The organism is Micromonospora globbae, from assembly GCF_036184225.1.
GTDB lineage: Bacteria > Actinomycetota > Actinomycetes > Mycobacteriales > Micromonosporaceae > Micromonospora > Micromonospora globbae.
The window spans coordinates 2,012,230-2,031,447 of the sequence record NZ_CP108084.1 but is presented as its reverse complement, the minus strand read 5'-3'; the positions used below and the strand labels follow the sequence as shown (position 1 = coordinate 2,031,447).

16 protein-coding genes are annotated in these 19,218 nt (G+C 75.0%); 7 read left to right on the top strand and 9 right to left on the bottom strand.

Annotated features, from left to right (window positions below; translation table 11 throughout):
• Positions 1 to 96 precede the first annotated feature (96 nt).
• A complete protein-coding gene (locus OG994_RS09060; protein WP_328852816.1) occupies positions 97 to 1,191 on the bottom strand; it encodes a DUF5919 domain-containing protein in 1,095 nt (364 codons plus the stop codon).
• Positions 1,192 to 1,383: 192 nt separating this feature from the next.
• Positions 1,384 to 2,199 carry an SDR family oxidoreductase gene (locus OG994_RS09055; RefSeq protein WP_120331292.1) on the bottom strand — a complete coding sequence of 272 codons (816 nt, stop codon included), beginning with the start codon at positions 2,197 to 2,199 and terminating at the stop codon, positions 1,384 to 1,386.
• A 138-nt stretch (positions 2,200 to 2,337) separates the two neighbouring features.
• Here OG994_RS09055 and OG994_RS09050 point away from each other — a divergent pair, with 138 nt between their 5' ends.
• A complete protein-coding gene (locus OG994_RS09050; protein ID WP_328853693.1) occupies positions 2,338 to 2,961 on the top strand; it encodes a GNAT family N-acetyltransferase in 624 nt (207 codons plus the stop codon).
• A 60-nt stretch (positions 2,962 to 3,021) separates the two neighbouring features.
• Positions 3,022 to 4,440 (top strand): RtcB family protein, encoded by a 1,419-nt coding sequence (locus OG994_RS09045; protein WP_328852815.1) that lies wholly within the window; start codon positions 3,022 to 3,024, stop codon positions 4,438 to 4,440.
• Between the two features lie 53 nt (positions 4,441 to 4,493).
• On the opposite strand, the gene OG994_RS09040 is transcribed toward OG994_RS09045, so the two are convergent.
• Positions 4,494 to 4,922 (bottom strand): archease, encoded by a 429-nt coding sequence (locus tag OG994_RS09040; protein WP_120331294.1) that lies wholly within the window; start codon positions 4,920 to 4,922, stop codon positions 4,494 to 4,496.
• A 180-nt stretch (positions 4,923 to 5,102) separates the two neighbouring features.
• Here OG994_RS09040 and OG994_RS09035 point away from each other — a divergent pair, with 180 nt between their 5' ends.
• Both OG994_RS09035 and OG994_RS09030 read left to right on the top strand, forming a co-directional pair.
• Entirely contained in the window at positions 5,103 to 6,635 is a 1,533-nt protein-coding gene (locus OG994_RS09035) for a multicopper oxidase family protein (RefSeq protein ID WP_328852814.1), read from the top strand.
• A 79-nt stretch (positions 6,636 to 6,714) separates the two neighbouring features.
• Positions 6,715 to 7,317 carry an MBL fold metallo-hydrolase gene (locus OG994_RS09030; protein ID WP_328852813.1) on the top strand — a complete coding sequence of 201 codons (603 nt, stop codon included), beginning with the start codon at positions 6,715 to 6,717 and terminating at the stop codon, positions 7,315 to 7,317.
• Here the strand turns inward: OG994_RS09030 and OG994_RS09025 are convergent.
• Both OG994_RS09025 and OG994_RS09020 read right to left on the bottom strand, forming a co-directional pair.
• The gene (locus tag OG994_RS09025) at positions 7,284 to 8,063 is read right to left on the bottom strand and encodes a B3/B4 domain-containing protein (protein WP_328852812.1); all 780 of its coding nucleotides are present in this window, start codon (positions 8,061 to 8,063) and stop codon (positions 7,284 to 7,286) included. The two genes, OG994_RS09030 and OG994_RS09025, sit on opposite strands and share 34 nt — an antisense overlap.
• Positions 8,064 to 8,072: 9 nt before the next feature.
• Positions 8,073 to 8,684 carry a LysE family translocator gene (locus OG994_RS09020; RefSeq protein ID WP_328852811.1) on the bottom strand — a complete coding sequence of 204 codons (612 nt, stop codon included), beginning with the start codon at positions 8,682 to 8,684 and terminating at the stop codon, positions 8,073 to 8,075.
• A 68-nt stretch (positions 8,685 to 8,752) separates the two neighbouring features.
• Here OG994_RS09020 and pdxR point away from each other — a divergent pair, with 68 nt between their 5' ends.
• Positions 8,753 to 10,315, top strand: a complete 1,563-nt coding sequence (gene pdxR, locus OG994_RS09015) for a MocR-like pyridoxine biosynthesis transcription factor PdxR (RefSeq protein ID WP_328852810.1) — start codon at positions 8,753 to 8,755, stop codon at positions 10,313 to 10,315.
• A gap of 15 nt (positions 10,316 to 10,330) precedes the next feature.
• Here pdxR and OG994_RS09010 read toward each other — a convergent pair whose 3' ends face one another.
• A complete protein-coding gene (locus OG994_RS09010) occupies positions 10,331 to 11,470 on the bottom strand; it encodes a LacI family DNA-binding transcriptional regulator (RefSeq protein ID WP_328852809.1) in 1,140 nt (379 codons plus the stop codon).
• Between the two features lie 147 nt (positions 11,471 to 11,617).
• Between OG994_RS09010 and OG994_RS09005 the strand changes: the two genes are divergently transcribed.
• On the top strand, positions 11,618 to 12,220 hold the full coding sequence (locus tag OG994_RS09005) for a CGNR zinc finger domain-containing protein (RefSeq protein WP_328852808.1): 603 nt from the start codon (positions 11,618 to 11,620) through the stop codon (positions 12,218 to 12,220).
• A 184-nt stretch (positions 12,221 to 12,404) separates the two neighbouring features.
• On the opposite strand, the gene OG994_RS09000 is transcribed toward OG994_RS09005, so the two are convergent.
• On the bottom strand, positions 12,405 to 14,069 hold the full coding sequence (locus tag OG994_RS09000) for a right-handed parallel beta-helix repeat-containing protein (protein ID WP_120331301.1): 1,665 nt from the start codon (positions 14,067 to 14,069) through the stop codon (positions 12,405 to 12,407).
• A gap of 158 nt (positions 14,070 to 14,227) precedes the next feature.
• Complete coding sequence (locus OG994_RS08995) at positions 14,228 to 15,814, bottom strand: M28 family peptidase (RefSeq protein WP_328852807.1); 1,587 nt, start codon at positions 15,812 to 15,814, stop codon at positions 14,228 to 14,230.
• A 334-nt stretch (positions 15,815 to 16,148) separates the two neighbouring features.
• Here OG994_RS08995 and OG994_RS08990 point away from each other — a divergent pair, with 334 nt between their 5' ends.
• Entirely contained in the window at positions 16,149 to 18,230 is a 2,082-nt protein-coding gene (locus OG994_RS08990) for an NPCBM/NEW2 domain-containing protein (protein ID WP_328852806.1), read from the top strand.
• 67 nt (positions 18,231 to 18,297) lie between these two features.
• Here the strand turns inward: OG994_RS08990 and OG994_RS08985 are convergent, their stop codons facing one another.
• The gene (locus OG994_RS08985) at positions 18,298 to 19,092 is read right to left on the bottom strand and encodes an alpha/beta fold hydrolase (protein WP_328852805.1); all 795 of its coding nucleotides are present in this window, start codon (positions 19,090 to 19,092) and stop codon (positions 18,298 to 18,300) included.
• Positions 19,093 to 19,218 lie beyond the last annotated feature (126 nt).

Below are 19,218 nucleotides of genomic sequence, written 5' to 3'. Positions count from 1 at the left end.
ACCCGGACGGCCGGCGTGGACGTGCGGGCCCCGCCCCATTGTCCCGCCCCGCGGGGACTCCCGGCACCGCAGGGGTCGGTCGACGCCCGCCGCCGGTCAGCGCGGGTCGGCGGCGGCGGGGGAGCGCGGCCCCGGGGCACGGCCGTCGGCCGCCCGCTGCGGCGCCAGGCACAGGACCGTCCGGCCGCCGTCGGCGCGCCCGTACTTCTGGTCGAAGTGCCGGGCCACGGCCGCGCGGTCACCGTCGGCCGGCTCCACGAGCGCGAACACCCGCGGGGCGGACCGGGGCGTACGCGGCAGCCGGGCCCGGGCGGTCAGCGGCCCGCTCAGGCGCAACGCCCCGCAGTCGATGTAGTGCCGCTCGTCCACCACCACGTACGGCACCTGCACCTCGGCCACGTCGGACTCCCCGTGGCGCAGGGTCACCGTGGTCGACCAGTACCGCTCCAGCGGCAGGGTCGCCTGGTCGTGCTCCCACAGCTCCTCGAAGCGGGCGTGCACGAACCCGCCCCACGGGCTGTCCATGTCCACCTCGAGCTGCGGGACGTTGAACGACAGCTTGCCGATCGGGAAGAACGAGATGAGCGCCTGCCCGTCCCACTGGTAGAGCTGGATCGACGGCGACGCGTCGTAGATGCGCACCTGGAACCGGCCGCGCTCCTCGGGCGTGAGGTCACCGGCGAAGGCGGCCAGGTGGCGCAGGTTGGCCCGGATCTGCCGGGGGACGTTCACCCGCTGCCGCTCCAGTTCCTCCGAGCGCTGCTGCGCCGCGGTGCAGTCGGGGTCGAGCAGGAGCAGCTGCACCTCGGCGCCGCTGCCCAGGGCCGCCCGCATGGCGGCGAGGGTCGCCTCCCGGTGCCGGTCCTCGAGGAGGATGGTCCACGTGTCGAGGATGCGGACCCGCCGGCAGCTGCCGCGCAGCCGGGCGACGAACGCCTGCTGGTCGAAGCTCAGGTGCTCCTGCACGCGGGCCTTGCGGGCTTCCTCGAACAGCGGGTCGAAGATGACGTACGAGATCGCGGCGAGCACCACGCTCGCGCCGAGGTTGAGCAGCAGGTCGCTGAGGAAGCCGCTGCTGCGCCACGCGGCCAGCAGCATGACGGCGGCCGCACCGAGCAGGCCGCCACCGATCACGAACGCCCTCCGCTGCCGGGGCGTACGACCCCCGCGCCAGCCGTCCGCCCGCCGCATCCGGCCCCCTTCCGGCCCGGCCGCCGGTGCCGGCGCCGGTGATCACGTGGAACGACGAGAGGATACGTGCCCGCTTTGGCGATCGCTGTCCCGTTCGTGACCACGGCCCGCGGTCGTCGTCCGGGCGGTTCGGCGGCTGGGGGCCGCCACGGCCGCCGCGTACGGTGACCGGCGTCGACCCGGAGGGAGGGGTCAGCTCGGTGCGACGCGCCGCCAGTCGTCCGTGGTGAGCGCCGCCGCCTGGGGGCCCATCATGAGCATGCCGCCGTCGACCGGCCAGGACGCGCCGGTGACGTACGCGGCGGCGGGTGAGGCGAGCAGCGCCACGACGGCCGCCACCTCCCGGGCGTCACCCGGCCGCCCCACGGGTATGCCCGGGCGTTCCTGGGTGAACGGGTCGACGTCCTCCTGCCCGGTCATCGGGGTGGAGATCTCGCCCGGCGCCACCGCGTTGACGGTGATCCCGTCGGCGGCCAGCTCCTGTGCCATGACCTTGGTGAGCAGCCCGAGGCCGCCCTTCGCCGCGCAGTACGCGGCCGACCCGACGCGCGGCGCGTGCTCGTGGACGCTGGTGATGTTGACGATGCGCCCGCCCCGGCCGGCCGCGCGCATCCGGCGGGCGGCCCGCTGCGCGCAGAGGAAGGGCCCGTCGAGGTCGACGGAGAGCACGTCGCGCCACTGCTCCCAGCCGGTGTCGACGAAGGGGACCGACGCGCCGGTGCCGGCGTTGTTCACGAGCATCCCGACACCGCCGAGCCGGTCGGCCAGCTCGTCGACGACTCCCGCGGCGTCCGGCAGCCGGGTCAGGTCCATCTCGGCGACCTCGCAGCGGCGGCCGGCGGCGCGCACCCGCGCGGCCGTCCGATCGGCGCCGGCGGGGTCGCCGTACCAGGTGATGCCGACGTCGAAGCCGGCCTCGGCGAGGGCCACCGCGCAGGCCTTGCCGATGCCGGAGTCCGCGCCGGTGACGATGGCGATCCGGGGATAGTCCTCGAAGCGTGCGGGCATGCCGGGCGCAGTACCCGGTTGCGTGCGGCGGAATCACCCGTCGGGCCGGCGGACCGGTGCGGCGGCGACGCCCCGGGCGCGTCGTGCGATGATCCGTGGCCGGAGTTCGGAGGGCCGGTGGCGGCCGAGGGGGTGCGCGTGCAGGTACGGCGGATCGGGCCGGAGCTGGTCGAGGCGGCGGCCGACGTCCTGGCCGACGCCTTCGAGGGGTACGCGTGGACCACCTGGACGGTCGCCGCGGACCGGCACCGGGAGCGCCTCGCCGCGCTGTTCACGCTGACGATCGGGACGGTCGGCCTGCCGTACGGCGACGTGTGGGCCGCCCTCGACGCCGACGGGCGGCCCGCCGCCGTGGCGGTGTGGATGCGGCCGGACCGCCCGGTGCCGGACGAGGTCTGGGCGGCCGTGGCCGCCCGCGACGCCGAACTGGCCGGCGACCGGTACCCGGACATGGTCGCGGCCGAGGCCGCCTGCGCCGCGCTGAGGTCCGCCGAGCCGGCGTTCCTGCTGGCCAGCGTGGGCGTACGCCGGGACCGGCAGGGCCGCGGCCTGGGCGGTCAGGTGCTGCGGCCGGGGCTGGCCGAGCAGGACCGGGCCGGGGTGCCGGCGGTGCTGGAGACCTCGTCGCCGGCGAACGTGCGGTTCTACGAGCGGGTCGGCTTCGCGGTGACCGGGAGCGTCGAGGTGCCCGGGGGCGGTCCGACGGTCTGGGCGATGCGCCGGCCGCCCGGCGGCGACGCGACCGGCGGACCGCGGGCGTGACGCGGCGGGGGCGTGGAGCGGCGCGGGTGTAAGCGCGGCCGCCCCGGGTAGCCGAGCGGCATGCAGCTGGTGGAGGAGTCGCCGTACCGGTTCCGGATCGACCAGCAGGACCCGATGCGGGTGCCGGGCGTCGTCTTCGCGACCCGGTCGCTGCTGCCCGACGCGGGCGCGGACAAGTCCCTCGACCAGGTGGCGAACGTGGCGACCCTGCCCGGGATCGTCGACGCCTCGTACGCGATGCCGGACGTGCACTGGGGCTACGGGTTCCCCATCGGCGGGGTGGCCGCGACCGACGTCGCGCGCGACGGGGTCGTCTCGCCGGGCGGTGTCGGCTTCGACATCTCCTGCGGCGTACGCCTGCTCGCCGCCGACCTCGACCGCGCCGAGCTGGCGCCCCGGATGGAGGGCGTCATGGACGGGCTCGCCGCGTCGACCCCGCGGGGGATGGGCAAGGGCGCCGTCTGGCACCTCACGGACCGGGCGGAACTCGACGGGGTGCTGCGCGGCGGCTCCCGCTACGCCGTGGAGCGCGGCTTCGGCGTCGAGCGGGACCTGGAGCGCTGCGAGGACTACGGGGCCGTCGACGACGCGGACCCGCACGCGGTCAGCGACCGCGCGGTGGAGCGGGGCGCCCGCCAGGTGGGCAGTCTCGGCTCCGGCAACCACTTCCTCGAGGTGCAGGCCGTCGAGGAGGTGTACGACGACGCCGTGGCGGCGGCGTTCGGACTCCACCCCGGCCAGGTCTGCGTGATGATCCACTGCGGGTCGCGCGGGCTGGGTCACCAGATCTGCACCGACTACGTGCGGGGCATGGAGAAGGTGATGTCGCGCTACGGCATCCACGTGCCGGACCGGCAGCTCGCGTGCGCGCCGGTGTCGTCGCACGAGGGCCGGGCCTACCTGGGGGCGATGGCGGCGGCGGCGAACTACGCCCGCGCCAACCGGCAGTTGCTCACCGACGCCGCCCGGAAGGTCTTCGCGCGGGAGACCGGGCGCGAGCTGGATCTGGTCTACGACATCTCGCACAACCTCGCCAAGATCGAGGAGCACGACGTGGACGGCGTCCGGCGCCGCCTCTGCGTGCACCGCAAGGGCGCGACCCGGGCGCTGCCGCCGGGCCACGAGGACCTGCCCGCCGACCTGCGCGACGTGGGCCAGCCCGTGCTCATCCCCGGCTCGATGGGCACCGGCTCGTACGTCCTCACCGGCGTGCCCGGCTCGCCGGCGTTCGCGTCCACCTGCCACGGCGCCGGCCGCGTCCAGAGCCGGAAGCAGGCGGTCAGGGCCGAGAAGGGCGCCGACCCGCGGCGGCAGCTGGAGGCGCAGGACATCGCCGTACGCGGTGTCTCCCGGCGAGGGCTGGCCGAGGAGATGCCGGCGGCGTACAAGGACGTGACGGCCGTGGTGGAGTCCGCCGAGGGCGCCGGGTTGTGCCGGAAGGTGGCCCGGCTCGTGCCGATCGGGGTGGTCAAGGGCTGACGGCGGCCCGCGCGGGCCGATCCCCGCCCGGCGGACGCGGTGTACCCGCCGGGTCAGACGTCCAGGGTCACGGCGCACGACCAGCCACCGGTGTCCGGCCCGAAGCGCAGCTCGTGCAGGGACACGGCCTTCGGCACCGCGCCGACCAGCTCGACGTCCGCGGTGCCGGTCACGCGCCAGCGCACCCGCAGCCCGCCGCTGCCGTCGTCGGTCACCTCGGTGGTCAGTGGCAGCTCGTCGGCCGTGTCCATCCGGAAGATCACCTCGTCGAGGACGCTCACCAGCAGGTCCGCGTCGTCCCCGGCCGGCGCCGCGAACTCGCGCTCGGCGCCCGGCCGGGCGCCGGCGGTGTCGGTGAAGGTCTCGACGAGCGCCGTGACGGCTTCCGCCACGCAGTCCTCCCGGGTCGGCGCCCACGCCTCGATGCGCACGTCGGCGGTGTGCGGCACGCACCGGTGCCCCCGCTCCGCTGGCTGCTCCATTCCCCGATCATCCGGTACGGCCCGCCGCCTGACCGGCCGTCCACCACTCCGAGACGACCGGGCGTCCCGGACGTGGCTCCGGGGGATCCCGGAGCGGTCCCGGAAACCCCGCGCGGGAGGTGGCCCGCCGCCCAATAAGAAGAGAGGCTACAGGTAGCCAATCTTCTGGAGGTGACCGTCATGCCCGTCCGGCGACGTTCCGCGCGCCGCATCCTGCTCGGCGTCCTCGCGGTCGTGCTGGTCGTCTGTTGCGGCGGCGTCGCGGTGGCCGGCTGGGTCGTCGCCCGCGGCGGCACCGACACGGTCGGAAAGGTCGACTTCGTACGGCCGCTGGCCGTGCCGCCGCTGGCGACGTCCCGGACCGACGAGCGGGGCCGCCGCGTGTTCGACCTGCTCGCCCGTGACGGCCGACGCGACTTCCGGGGCGACGGCCGGCTGACCCGCACCGCGGGCTTCAACGGCGACTTCCTCGGCCCGACGCTGCGGGCGAAGCGGGGCGAGGAGGTGGTCGTCAACGTCGTCAACCGGCTCACCGAGGAGACCAACGTGCACTGGCACGGGATGCACCTGCCGGCCCGGATGGACGGCGGCCCGCACCAGTTGGTCCGCCCCGGAGCCACCTGGTCGCCGACGTGGCGGGTGGACCAGCCGGCGGCCACCCTCTGGTACCACCCGCACCCCCACGGCCGTACCGAGGAGCACGTCTACCGGGGGCTCGCCGGCATGTTCATCCTCGACGACGACCGGGAGGCGGCGCTGCCCCTGCCCCGCCGCTACGGCGTGGACGACATCCCGGTGATCGTGCAGGACCGGTCGTTCTCCCGCAGCGGCCAGTTCCGCAAGACCCGCAACATGATCTCCAGCATCGGCGTGCTCGGCGACACCCTGCTCGTCAACGGCACCGTCGCGCCCTACCTCGACGTGCGCACCGAGCGGGTACGACTGCGGCTGCTGAACGGGTCGACGGCCCGGACGTACGACTTCGGCTTCGCCGACGACCGCGCCTTCGCGCTGATCGCCACCGACGGCGGTCTGCTCGACCGGACCGCCCGGCTGCACCGCGTACGCCTCTCGCCCGGCGAGCGGGCCGAGATCGTGGTGGACGTGCGCCCGGGGGAGCGGACCACACTGCGCAGCTTCCCGCCCGACCTCGGCGCGGACGCCCTGAGCCGGCGCTTCGCCGGCGGCGTGGACCGCTTCGACGTGCTGCAACTGCGTGCCGCGTCCACGCTGGCCGACGCGCCGCCGGTGCCCGACGCGCTGGTGCCACCGGACCGGCTCGATCCCGCCGCGGCGGCGACCACCCGGTCGTTCGTGCTGAGCGGCCGGACGATCAACGACCGGTCGATGGACATGGGACGGATCGACGCCGCGGTGACCCGGGGCAGCACCGAGATCTGGGAGGTGGTCAACCGCGACGGCACACCGCACAACTTCCACGTCCACGACGTGCAGTTCCAGGTGCTGTCGGTCGACGGTGGCGCGCCGCCCCCGGAGCTGTCCGGATGGAAGGACACCATCTTCCTCCCTCCACACCGGCCGGTGCGCCTCATCATGCAGTTCACCGACCACAGCGACCCGGACATGCCGTACATGTTCCACTGCCACCTGCTGTGGCACGAGGACGCCGGGATGATGGGCCAGTTCGTGGTGGTCGAGCCCGGCCAGCGACCCGGCCGCCCGCCGGCCGGCGGCCACGCCGGGCACGACTGACCGCGGGCGGCCACGCGGGGCACGACCGACGGCACGCGGGGCGCGACCGACCCGGGCGGCGGCGCGCTAGGGTCACCCGGTGAAGATCACGAAGTTCACCCACTCCTGCGTCCGCATCGAGCACGACGGTGGGGTGCTCGTCATCGACCCGGGAACGTGGAGCGAGCCGGCGGCCCTGGCCGGCGCGGACGCCGTCCTGGTCACCCACGAGCACAGCGACCACGTCGACGCGCTCCGCCTGGCCGGCCTCGGCGTGCCGGTGTACGCCCCGGAGGGCGCCCACCTGCCCGAGCTGGGGTCGGCGGCGGTGATCCCGGTACGCGCCGGCCAGCGGTTCACCGCCGCCGGTCTCCCGGTGGCCGCGGTCGGCGGGCGGCACGCGGTCATCCACGACGGGCAGCCGGACTGCGTCAACCTCGGCTACCTGGTCGCTGACGACGTCTACCACCCGGGTGACTCGCTGCACGTGCCGGACGAGCCCGTGGGGACACTGCTGATCCCGGGCCACGGGTCGTGGATGCGGCTGAGCGAGGCCATCGAGTTCGCCCGGGCCGTGGGCGCGCCCCGCGCGTACACCATCCACGACGCGCAGGTCAACGAGCGCGGACTGGCCAGCGTCACCGGCTGGTTCGCCGAGACCGTCCCCGGCTACCGCCACCTCGCGCCGGGCGAGACCGCCTGACCGGAATCGGGCCGGCCGGCCTCCGGGTCCGGCCGGCCCGCCGGCGCCTCCTCCGGGACGTCGAACGCCGGCGCGGCGCCGGTCAGCACCGCGTGCGCGCCCGGCGTCGCCCCGATCGCGGCCAGTTCCGTCCGTAGCGTGTCGACGAGCCGGGCGACGTCCGCACCGGCCGTCGCGTGCAGCCCCTCGGCCACGATCAGCACCCGCGACGTCTGCGCCCGTACCGCCGACCAGCCGCTCTGCCGGTTGGTCCAGCGCCGCGCGTGGGCGCGCCCCGCCGCGTCGGCGAACGTCACCTCGCCGGGCTCCGGGTGTTCGACGCCGCCGGCGAAGGTCACGTACTCCTCGTCGCCGCGGGCGTGCCGCACCGTGAGGTCCCCGCTGATCCGGTCGGTGTCCAGCACGGCGACCGGGACGGCGTACGCCACCGAGATCGCGTTGCAGAGGTCCACGAGCGGATGCACCCGGGGCAACTCGCCGTCGAGCCGCAGCCGTCGCAGCAACGCCTCCGCGGCGCACCGGTACTGCGTCGGCTTCAGGCCCGTCGCGGCGAAGGCCCGCCGCCACGCCTGGATCTCCGGGAAGCCCGCCTCCGGACCGGTCGCCAGACGGGCGCGGGCGCGGTCGGTGAACGCCTCGACCCGCGACGCCACGGCGAGGTCCGTGGTGATGCCGGCGGCGACCACGACGCCGGCCACGAGGTCCGGGAAGGCCGCCCGGACCGCTGCGGAGTGCTGGAAGCGCACAGGATGCTCCTATCGGTCGGTGAGGACGAGCGAGACGCCGAGCGCCACGAACGTGCCGGCGACGGTACGGCGCAGCCAGGTGGTGACCCGCGGGCGGGCGAGCACCCGGTCCCGCACCGCGGCGGCGGCCACCCCGTAGCCGCTGAACACCACCAGGGTGAGCAGCATGAACACCAGACCGGCCCCGAGCATCCCGCGGGTGGCACCGGCGCCCGCCGGATCGACGAACTGCGGCAGGAACGCCACGAAGAACAGCGTCGGCTTGGGGTTGAGCAGGTTCACGAGCACCGCGGTGACGATCACCCGCAGCGCCGAGCGGGGCGTCGGGTCGGCCGTCGGGGTGAACGCGGTGCGGTCCCGGATCGTCGACCAGGCGACGTAGAGCAGGTACGCCACCCCCGCGTACTTCACCGCGTGGAACGCCGTGGCGCTGGCCGACAGCAGGGCGGCCAGCCCGGTGACCGCCGCGAGCAGGTGCGGCACCGTGCCCAGCGTGCACCCGACCGCGGCGATGAGGCCGGCCCGGGCTCCCCGGGACAGCCCGGCCGACAGCGTGTAGATCACCCCGGTGCCCGGGGTGACGACCACGACGAGCGTGGTGACCAGGAATGCGATGCTCACGACGATCCTCTCCGGTGCGGTGGCGGCACGTGTCGCCCCCCGCACCACTCTGCTGGCAGGATGGTCCGATGAGCAGGGCCAAAACGCACTCGCGCGACAGGTCCAAAAGCGGGGCCGCCGGCGGTGCAGTCGTCGCCCCCCGCGACGGCCTTCGCCGACCGGGCGGCACGACGGCGACGCCCCGCGCCGCGGGATCGGACTTCCTGCACCTCGACATCGCCGAGGCGTCGCCGGGCGGGCGGGCCGCCTGGCTCGCCGACCGCCTGCGCGAGGCGATCGGCGACGGGCGGGTCCCCGTCGGCGGTCGGCTGCCTCCCACCCGGGTTCTCGCCGCCGACCTCGGCGTCTCCCGGGGCGTGGTCACCGAGGCGTACCAGCGGCTCGCGGAGGAGGGGCGCATCGCCGGTCGGGGCCGCGCCGGCACGGTGGTGGTCGCCGCCCCGCCGCCGGCCCGCCCGGCCGTCACGGTCGCCCCGCCCGCACCGGCCGCGCTCTTCCCGTCCGCGCCGGGCAGCGACGTCTTCGACGCCGTACGCACCCTGCCCGCGCGGATCGACCTGACCCCCGGCGTGCCCGACCTGGCGGCGTTCCCCCGCGCGGACTGGCTGCGCGCCGAGCGGGCCGTGCTGCGGCGGCTCGCGGCGGCCGACTTCGGGTACGGCGACCCGTGCGGCGCGCCGGCGCTGCGCGCCGCGGTGGCCGCCTGGCTGGCCCGCAACCGGGGCATCGCCGCCGACCCGGCCGAGGTGGTCGTCACCGCCGGGGTGTCCCAGGCCCTCGGCCTGCTCGCCCAGGCGCTGCGCGCCAGCGGCATCGACCGGATCGCCGTGGAGGAGCCGGGGTCGCTCGGCGTACGCCAGCACCTGAACAACTGGGGCATGGCCACCCCGCCGGTCGCCGTGGACGCGGCCGGGCTGCGGGTGGACGACCTGGCCGCCACCGGCGCCCGCGCCGTCATGCTCACGCCCGCACACCAGTTCCCGACCGGCGTGGTGCTCGACGGCGACCGCCGACGCCGGCTCGTCCGGTGGGCCCGCGACGGCGGGCTGATCGTGGAGGACGACTACGACGCCGAACACCGCTACGACCGGCCGCCCGTACCGGCGCTGCGTGGCCTGCTCCCGGAGCACGTCTGCTACGCCGGCAGCGTGTCGAAGCTGCTCGCCCCCGCGCTGCGGGTCGGGTGGCTGCTCGTACCGCCCCGCTACCGGGACGCCGTGGTGGCCGCGAAGCGCAACGCCGACCTCGGCACCTCGGTGCTGCCGCAACTGGTGCTCGCCGAGCTGATGACCACCGGCGCCCTGGAACGGCAGTTGCGGCTGCTGCGCCGCCGCCACGTACGCCGCCGTGACGCGATGGTCGACGCGGTCGCCCGGCACCTGCCGGGCGCGACGGTGCACGGCGCGGCGGCCGGCCTGCACCTGATGCTCACCCTGGACGGCCCGGTGGCCGACACCGACCTGGCGGCCGCGGCCCTGGACCGTGGGGTGAAGGTGCACCCCCTGTCGTGGCACTGCCAGCGGGAACACCCGCCGGGGCTGGTCCTCGGCTACGCCGCCAACTCCGTCACCGACATCGAGGAGGGCGTGGCGGCGGTCGCCGCCGCGTGGCGACGGCTGCGCGGCCGGTGACGGGTGCCGACGGGGTCACGCCGGGACGCGCGGACCGCCGGCCGCCGCCCCGCCGTCGCCCGCCCGCGGGGTGTGCGGCGCCGTCTCGCGGTGCGGCACGCTCCCGCGCGGACACGCCCGGACGCTTCCGCCCGGCAGCTCCGGCGCGCTCTCGCGCGGCGACGCCGGCCTGCTTCCGCCCGGTGGCGCCGGCGCGCTCTCGCGTGGCAGCACCGTGTGTGGGGCGACGATCTCGGCCGGCGGGAGGTCCGGGCAGGCGATGCGGGCGACGATCCGGGTGACGGCGGCCCGGGCGATGACCTCCGCGTCCGGGACGACGGTGCTCAGCGACGGCCGGACGTACCGCCCCTCCTCGGTGCCGCCGAACCCGATGACGGCCACGTCGTCCGGCACCCGTAGTCCGGCGTCGGTGGCGGCGCGTATCGCGCCGACCGCGAGCGGGTCGCTGTAGCAGAAGATCGCGTCGGGGGGCGGGTCGTGGGCGAGGAGCGACCGGGCGGCGTGGTAGCCGTCCGTCCGTTCCGGCCGAGCCGTGGCGCGGACGTAGGCGGCCGGAGCGTCGATCCCGGCCCGCCGGAGGGCCTGCCGGTAGCCGGCGGTGCGGGACCGGGACGGCCCGGGGTCGGCGCCGATGGCGGCGATCCGGCGGCGCCCGAGGGCCAGCAGGTGCGCGGTGGCGTCCCGGGCCGCCCGGACCATGTCGACGCCGACCCGGTCGCAGCGGTCGTCGCGGCCCTCCCCGAGCAGCACGAGCGGCGTGCCGGCGGTGACCTCGGCGTCGAGCACGTCACGCGGTGGGGCGTTCGTGCCCAGCAGGATCCCGTCGGCCGGGACGTCGCGCCATGCCGCCGTGACGCCGCGAGCGGGCCCGCGCGGCGCGACGACGACCCGGTGGCCCCGCTGCGCGGCGGCGCGGAGGATCGCGCGCGCCACCTCGTCCAGGTGCGGGGTGTCGACGACGAGGGCGAGCAGGCCGGTGCGGCCGGTACGCAGGTGCCGGGCGGCCAGGTGGGGGCGGTAGCCGAGCTGGCCGATGGCGTCGCGGACCCGCCGGCGCAGCGCGTCACTGACGCCCGGGCACCCGTTCACGACATTGGACACCGTCTTGGCCGAGACCCCGGCGAGCCGGGCCACGTCCTTGAGGGTGACCCCCATCGCGCCTCCTCCCGCTCGTCCGCACGCCGCGCCGGTCACCGCGCCCTCTACACCGGCGAAACGGTTTCGCTGGTGTAGCCACGACGCTCGCAGAGGCTGTTACACCTGTCAAGGCGTTACGGTGGTGTCGAGATCGAGGAGGCGGCGGTGCACGACGAGGAGGCGCGGGTCCCACCGGCCGTCCGGCTGGTGCGGGACTTCGTGAACACGTACGAGCCGCAGGTGGACGAGGAGGCCCTGACCGCGCCCGAGCGGCTGCGCGACTGGTTCGCCGACCGGGGGCTCGTCCCGGCCGACGCGCGGCTGCGTCCCGCGGACCTCGCGTTGGCCATCACCGTCCGGGAGGGGCTCCGGTCCGTGCTGCTCGGCCACGCCGGCCACCGTGCCGACCCGGCAGCCCTCGCGGACCTCGACCGGGCCCTGGCCGCGGTGCCCGTACGGATGACGTTCGCCGACGGGGGCCCACGGCTGGCGGCGGCCGGCGGTGGCGCCCTCGGATCGGCGCTGGCCCAGATCCTCGACGCGGTGCGGCGCTGCGCCGAGGAGCAGACGTGGACGAGGCTCAAGGTGTGCGACCGCGACACCTGCCGCTGGGCCTACTACGACGCGTCCCGCAACCAGGCCCGGCGCTGGTGCTCGATGGCCGGGTGCGGCAACTACGTGAAGATGCGGCGCGCCTACGCCGCCCGGAAGCGGCGGACCGGCGCGGCATCCGGCCAGGATTCCGCCGGCGTCGACACGACCCCGTGAGGGCGGGCGCGGCCCGCCGGTGACGGGGCCCGCGCCGGCCCGACGGTGACGCGGCCGGCGCTTGCCCGACGGTGACGCGCGCGCCGGCCCGGCGAGGGAGCCCGGCGCGGGCGGGGAGGCTACGAACGGGGCGTGGCGGCGTCGGCGTCCCGGGGCCGGACGGCGCACACCTCGCGGAGTGCGCTCAGGGCTCCCCGTGGTTGCCCGCCCAGTGACCGCCCACCGCCGGGCTGTCCGCCTGGATGGGGACGGCGTTGCCGTCCAGGTCGTTCTCGACGACCCGGCAGTTGAGGCAGCTTCCCCGCTCGGTGATCCACAGGCCGTGGGTCTGCGTGCCGGGGCCGTTGTCGCGGATCAGGTTGCCGCGGATCGTGAGGGAGTCGACGGTGGCGTTGAGCGTGACGCCGGCCCGGTTGGCCGGCGGGTCCGGCAGCTCGTACGGGGTTCCGGGCAGCGGGGTGTCGGCGCTCCAGCCGGTCCGGACGCCGGGGCGCACGGGCGCGAGCGTCAGGGTGTTCTCGTCGTTGGCGGCCACCACGGCGTACCGGTCGCCGACGCGCAGCACCTTGCCCCGGTGCCCGTCCTTCGGCCAGGACGCCTCCCGGTCGATGACGGTCGTGTCGCTGTAACGGACCGACCCGCCTCCGCCGCTGGTCGCCGGCGCGCACTGGCGGCCGTTGTTGCGGACGCGGTTGTTGATGACGACGCTGTCGCGCAGCGGTCGGTCGAAGCGGAGCCCGTCGAGGCTGTTGCCCCAGATGTCGTTGCTCTCGATGACGATCTCCTCGGCGGTGGTCTGGTCACCGTCGCCGAGGTCCTGGTGGTGGTAGCCGTAGCGGCCGTTGCCGCTGATGCGGTTTCCGCGCACCGTGTACGGGCCGCACGTGTTGCCGATGCTGACGCCGTCGCGCAGGTTGCCGTCGATGACGCAGTCGGTGAGCAGCCCGCCCTTGCCGGGGATGCCGGTGGTGCCCTTGGCGGAGACCTGGAAACCGGCCTCGAGGTTCCCGGTCATCGTGCAGCCGGTGACGATGAGCCCGTCGGCGCCCCAGTCGGAGATGCCGAACCGGTTGCCCTGCGCGTGGCACCCGATGATCCGGATGCCGCGCGGCTGCGGGCTCGCCGCGTTCTGCATCTCCAGGAAGATGCCGTTGGTCGCGTTGCCCACGGCGCTGCAGTTGGTGATCGTCAGCCGTTCCACGCTGCCCCACCCGCCGACGCCGATGCCGATGCCGGCGCCGCCCATCTCGAGCCCGCTGTCCAGCCGGCCGCACCCGACGACCCGTACGGCGTCGATCAGCGTGTCCTGGAGGAAGTCGCAGCCGAACCCGGTGGCGGCCGTGTGGTGGATGTACAGGTTGCGGAAGAGGCCGCCGATCACGTACTGCAGGCCGAGGCCCTTGGCGAGGGGGCTGTAGGCGGCCGTCGACACGCCCGATCCGTCGATCTCGAAGTCGGCGAACGTGCAGTAGGCCAGGTGCCGGTCCGGGCTCGCGCCGTGCAGTTGCGCCGTGTAGAACGCGAGCGGCACCGGTTCGGCCCGGTTGCCCTCGTTGCTGAGGAGGAACCGGGTGGCGCCCGGCCCCGCGCCCATCAGCGACACCCCGCTGCGCCACACCGTGCCGGCGTCCCGGATCAGGTAGACGCCGGGAGGGCAGTAGATGACCCGGGCCCGCCCGTCGGCGTCGTACGCGTCGCCGAGGCGGTCCACGAGCGCCGCGAGCGCCGGCTGGTCGTTGGTCGTGCCGTCGCCGGTCATGCCGTTCTCCCGGGCGTCGGACATGAGCGGCGCGCCCGCCACGGCGTGCGGACGGATGCCGGCGGCCGTCGTGGTCATCTGCTGCGGCATGGCCCCCTCCTCTGTGCCGAAGGTACGGCCGGCCGCCGGGCGGTGGAGTCGGAACGGAGGAGACGGGACGGCGGCGGACGGGCCGGGACGAGGGGCCCGGACCGGCGTCGTGCCGGCCCGGGCCCGTCGCCGCCGGTTCAGCGCAGGGCGCCGCCGGTTCAGCGCAGGGCGTCGCCGTGGGCGTCGTGGCTGCGGCCGGCGCCGTGCGACCTGCCGGGGCCGCGCGGCACGCCGTTCACGGCCGAGGTGTCGTACGCGAACGTGATCATCGCGGTGGCGATGGCGTCCGCGTTGACGTCGAGCGCGTACGTGTTGACGTTGCCGTACAGGTCGTACTCGGCGTCGAGTTGCGCGTACAGGCTCGCGTCGCCGCCGTCGGCGACCGGGTCCAGGCTGTCGCACGGCTCGTGGTAGCACGGGTCGTACTGGGCGCCCGCCACGCCGCCGTAGCGGGCCACGTCCTCGTCGGTCTTGAGCACCTCGGCGCCGGTGAAGAGCCCGCCGGCGGGGATGCCGACGGCGATGAACGGACCGTAGTCGGAGCGGCCGGTGAAGTCGGCCGGGTTGGTCGGCAGCCCGCGGCTGGCGAAGAAGGACTCGAAGACGTCCTCGATCTGGGCCGAGCCGGCCGGGCCGGGGCCGGCGCCGGTCTGCGCGGAGTCGTCGCCGTCGTAGACGCCGAAGACGTAGTTGGGCGAGCCGATCATGTCGAAGTTGAGGTACAGCGCGATGTCGTCGACCTGCTCCTCGCTGAGGCTGTCGACGTAGACGGTGGACCCGACGAGGTTGGCCTCCTCGGCGCCCCACCACGCGAACCGGAGCCGGTTGTTCGGCTTGACCTTGGCCATCTGCAACGCGACCTCGAGGAGCGCGGCGCTCCCGGTGCCGTTGTCGTTGATGCCCGCCGTGTCGGGCTCGGAGTCGAGGTGCGCCCCGGCCATCACCACGTTGTCGCGCCGGCCGGTGCGGCTCTCCGCGATGACGTTCTCCGTCTCGCGGACCTCGGAGGTCGTCTGCGCGGTGATCCGCACGGTGAGGTCCGGCGTGGCGGCGAACTGCTCGCCGAGGTAATAGGAGACCGACACGGCCGGGATGCCCACCGGCTCGCCGAGCGTGCCGGCGAACAGCGCGTAGCGGTCGACGTTGGTCACCGGGTCGCCGTCGCCCTGGTTCATGAGGATCGCCCCGATCGCGCCGGCGGCCTCGGCGTTGACCACCTTCTGCCCGAACGGGCAGCCGCCGCGCTGCAACAGCGCGATCCGGCCGGTCACCGCCGGCGTGAAGTCGCTCGCCTCGCAGCCCGACGTGGACGCCCGGGGCGGGGTGAGGGCGAGGTCGACCGGTACGACGAGACCCGTGACGTCCCCCGCTCCCGAGAAGTCCATGAGGTCGTAGTCGGTGCCGTCGGTGTAGCTCGTCGCCGGCGGGGGTGCCACGCGGGTGAACGTGGACCCGAACTCCTCGAAGAAGTTGAACTCGAAGGGCTGCCGGGTGACCGTGTAGCCGGCCTTCGCGAGCGTGCGTGCCACGTAGTCCGCGCTCGCGTCGTACCCCGGCAGGCCGGAGGCACGGTTGCCGCCGTTGGCGTCGGCGATGGCCTGGAACGCGTCGAGGTGGCGGAGGATCCCCTTGAGGGTGACCGCCTTCGTGAGCTTCCGGGCCGAGTTGTTGTTGGGATGGGCCTGGACCGGGCTGGCCAGCGCCAGCGATCCCGTCAGGGTCGCCGCCAGCGCCGAGGCCAGCACCCGTCGGACTCTCCGAGACACCACGATGTGCCCTCTCTCGCTGCCACGTCCGGCCGCCGTCGCCCCCGTGCCGGACGAACCTCGACCGTCGCACACGACATCGATGATCAGCACGGACGTTCGGACGAAAGCTTCGCCCGTCGAGCGGGACGACCGCGGCGCGGGTGCGGGTGGACGGTCCCGGATGGATCCCCAGTACTCGTAATTTACGAAATAATATTGACACGTCCTCGTAACCGGATGGAGGATCCGTGGCGACACGGATCAGGGGCGCGCGACCGGAGCCGGCGGCCCGCCGTCGCGCCCGCCACCCCCGGCAGCGAAGGAATCCGATGTGAAACGACACGCGCTCACCGCCCTGCTGGCCCTCACGGCCGGCCTGCTGGTCGCACCCCCACCCGCGCACGCCGCGCCGGCGACCGGCGCCCCCGCCCGGACGGCGACCGAGCAGGTGTTGAGCCCCACGCCGTACCAGGGCTGGAACACCTACTTCGGCCTCGGCGGCAACTTCACCGAACAATCCGTACGCGAGGTCGCCGACGCCCTCGTCTCCCGCGGCCTGGCCCGGGCCGGCTACGACATCGTCTGGCTCGACGGCGGCTGGCAGGACCCGGAACCCCGGACGCCCGCCGGTGACCTGCGGGCCGACCGGACCCGCTTCCCCAACGGGCTGAAGCCCCTGGTCGACTACATCCACGCCAAGGGCCTGCGGGCGGGCATCTACACCGACGTGGGGCCGTACATCCCCGGCCGGTGCGGCCTCGGCAGCGGCGGCGGCTACTACCAGCGCGACGCCGACCAGTTCGCCGCCTGGGAGTTCGACGCGGTCAAGGTGGACTTCCTCTGCGGGATCGCCGCCGACCTGGACCCGAAGACCGCCTACACGGAGTTCGCACGGGCGCTGCGGAACAACGCCAGCGGCCGTCCGATGATCTTCAACCTGTGCAACCCGGTCACCTCACCGGACTGGGGCGACTACCCGGAGGAGCAGCAGTCCACCTACTCCTGGACGTACGCCCCGGAGATCGCGCAGTCCTGGCGGACCTACACCGACGTGGGCTTCGTCGGTGACATCAAGTTCACCGACGTGCTGCGCAACTACGACGCGAACGCGCGGCACCCCGAGGTCGCCGGGCCCGGCCGCTACAACGACCCGGACTACCTCGCCCCGCAGCTCGGCATGACCGACGAGGAGTTCCGCACGCAGATGACGCTCTGGTCGGTGGCGGCCGCGCCGCTGGTCATCGGCAGTGACGTGCGCACCCTCAGCGCCACCTCGGTCGGCATCCTCACCGACCCGGACGTGCTCGCCATCAACCAGGACCCGGCCGTCGTCCAGGCCGTCCGCGTGGGCCCCGCCGGCACCACGGAGACCTGGGTGAAGCGCCTCGCCAACGGCGACCGCGCCGTCGTGCTGCTCAACCGCGGCGACACCCCGCGGATCCTCACGACGACGGCGTCCGCCGTCGGCCTGTCCGGAGACCGGTTCACCCTGCGCAACGCCTGGACCGACGCGGTCACCGAGAGCGCCGGCACCATCAGCGCGGCCGTGCCCGCGCACGGCGCGGCGCTGTTCCGGGTCGGCCGGGCGCACGGCGCCCCGGGCGTCCCGCACCTGACCGCCGGTCTCCCGCAGGTGACGACGGTCGACGGCGACCCGCTGCCCGAGGGCAGCGCTCCCGTGCTCGCCGGCGGTGACGAGGCGACCGTCGAGGTGACCGTCCGCAACGACGGCGTGCGGCCCGTGTTCGACCCGCGCGTCGACCTGGCCGCGCCGGACGGCTGGGCGGTGCGCCCGACGCGCCACGCGCCGAAGCTGCTGGCCCCCGGCGACCGGACCACCGTCGCGTTCACGGTGACCCTGCCGGCCGCCGCCGCTCCCGGCGCCGCGACGCTGACCGCCACCACCTCGTACGACGTGCTCGGCCACGGGCGGCTGCGGCAGCGTACGGCCTCGACGCTCGTGGTCGCCCCGCCGCCGCCCGACGGTGAGGTCGTCCTGTCGCACCACACCTGGATCAGCGCGACGAGCGGGTGGATGAGCCCGACCGTCGACCGCAGCGTCGGCGGCGGGTCGCCGATCAGCATGCTCGGCCAGGTGTACGCCACCGGCATCGGCGTCGCGTCCCCGTCCACTGTCCGCTACTACGTCGGCGACCGGTGCGACCGGCTCACCGCTGTCGTGGGCATCGACGACGCCGTCCGCAACGTCGGGCCGGAGGGCGGCACCGCGACCTTCCGGGTCGTGGGCGACGGCCGGGTGCTGTACGACAGCGGCGTCGTGACCCGCGACGCCGTCCGCGACGTCGACGTCGACCTGAACGGCGTCCGGGTGCTCGACCTGGTGGTCGGTGACGCGGGCGACGGCGGCTACAACGACCGGGCCAACTGGGCGGGCCTCACCGCCACCTGCTGACCGACGGTCGCGCCCGGGTGACGCCGTCACCCGGGCGCGACCCGGTCGGCCGGGGGGAGCGGGGAGGTCAGCGGCCGACGCCGGCGATGATCCGGGCGAGCGCGGCCGGCTCGGCGAGGTGGGGGAAGTGACCACCGCCGGGCAGGACGTGGACGCTCACCCCGGGCAGCATCGACTCCAACCATTCCCGGTACGCCGCGGAGGGCTCCTTTCCGGCGACGTAGTGGTACGGGACGCCGGACGCGCGGATCCGTTCCAGCCTCCGCACCCACTGCGCGGTGAACGCCTCGTCCGTCGCTGTGAGGATCTCGTCCCAGTACCCGAGGAGCAGGTCCTGCCGGACGGTGGTGGCGGTGCGGACCAGCTCCTGGGCGGCAGAGTCGAGCTGGTCGACGCCCATCCCGGCCAGCAGCGTCTCCCAGAGCGCGAGGTGGTCCGGGCCGCGCAGCACCGGCTCGTTGCGCCGCACCAGGTCACCGAACGGACCCAGCAGCAGACGCTGGTCCACGTTCACCACGCCGCGGGTGGGGTGGCGGGCGGCGTACGCCGACACGATGGCGCCGCCGATCGAGTGCCCGACCATCACCGGCCGGTCGAGCCCGGCGTCGGTCACCGCGCCGTGGAGGACGTCGGCGACGTCGTCGGTGCGGTAGGAGTCGAACGCCGGGGACCCGCCGTGCCCGGGCAGGTCGAGGGCGAGCGCCCGCCGGCCCGGGTCGAGGGCGGCCAGCTCGCGCAGGGTCGGCCCCCACTGGCTCCGGTCGTACGTCAGGCCGTGCACCAGGACCACCGGCGGCCGGTGGTCGTCGACCCCGTGACTGTCGGCCGCCAGCCCACCGAACCGCCGCCGTGCGTCGCGCATCTCGTCTCCCGCCACCCCGCCGGGCCCGGGCCGGGGCCGACGTGACAGATCAGCCGATCCTAGTTCGCGCCGGGCCGGTCGATGCCCGGGCGGGTCCGGCAGTCCCCGCGCCGGCGTGGCCGGCGG

What these genes read in the sequence shown, in the direction of transcription:
- OG994_RS09035 (WP_328852814.1), top strand. Translation starts at nt 5,103, where the DNA reads ATGCCCGTCCGGCGACGTTCCGCGCGCCGCATCCTGCTCGGCGTCCTC.
- OG994_RS09045 (WP_328852815.1), top strand. Translation starts at nt 3,022, where the DNA reads ATGCAGCTGGTGGAGGAGTCGCCGTACCGGTTCCGGATCGACCAGCAG.
- OG994_RS09055 (WP_120331292.1), bottom strand. Translation starts at nt 2,199, where the DNA reads ATGCCCGCACGCTTCGAGGACTATCCCCGGATCGCCATCGTCACCGGC.
- pdxR (WP_328852810.1), top strand. Translation starts at nt 8,753, where the DNA reads ATGAGCAGGGCCAAAACGCACTCGCGCGACAGGTCCAAAAGCGGGGCC.
- OG994_RS09010 (WP_328852809.1), bottom strand. Translation starts at nt 11,470, where the DNA reads ATGGGGGTCACCCTCAAGGACGTGGCCCGGCTCGCCGGGGTCTCGGCC.
- OG994_RS09060 (WP_328852816.1), bottom strand. Translation starts at nt 1,191, where the DNA reads ATGCGGCGGGCGGACGGCTGGCGCGGGGGTCGTACGCCCCGGCAGCGG.
- OG994_RS09040 (WP_120331294.1), bottom strand. Translation starts at nt 4,922, where the DNA reads ATGGAGCAGCCAGCGGAGCGGGGGCACCGGTGCGTGCCGCACACCGCC.
- OG994_RS08985 (WP_328852805.1), bottom strand. Translation starts at nt 19,092, where the DNA reads ATGCGCGACGCACGGCGGCGGTTCGGTGGGCTGGCGGCCGACAGTCAC.
- OG994_RS09000 (WP_120331301.1), bottom strand. Translation starts at nt 14,069, where the DNA reads ATGCCGCAGCAGATGACCACGACGGCCGCCGGCATCCGTCCGCACGCC.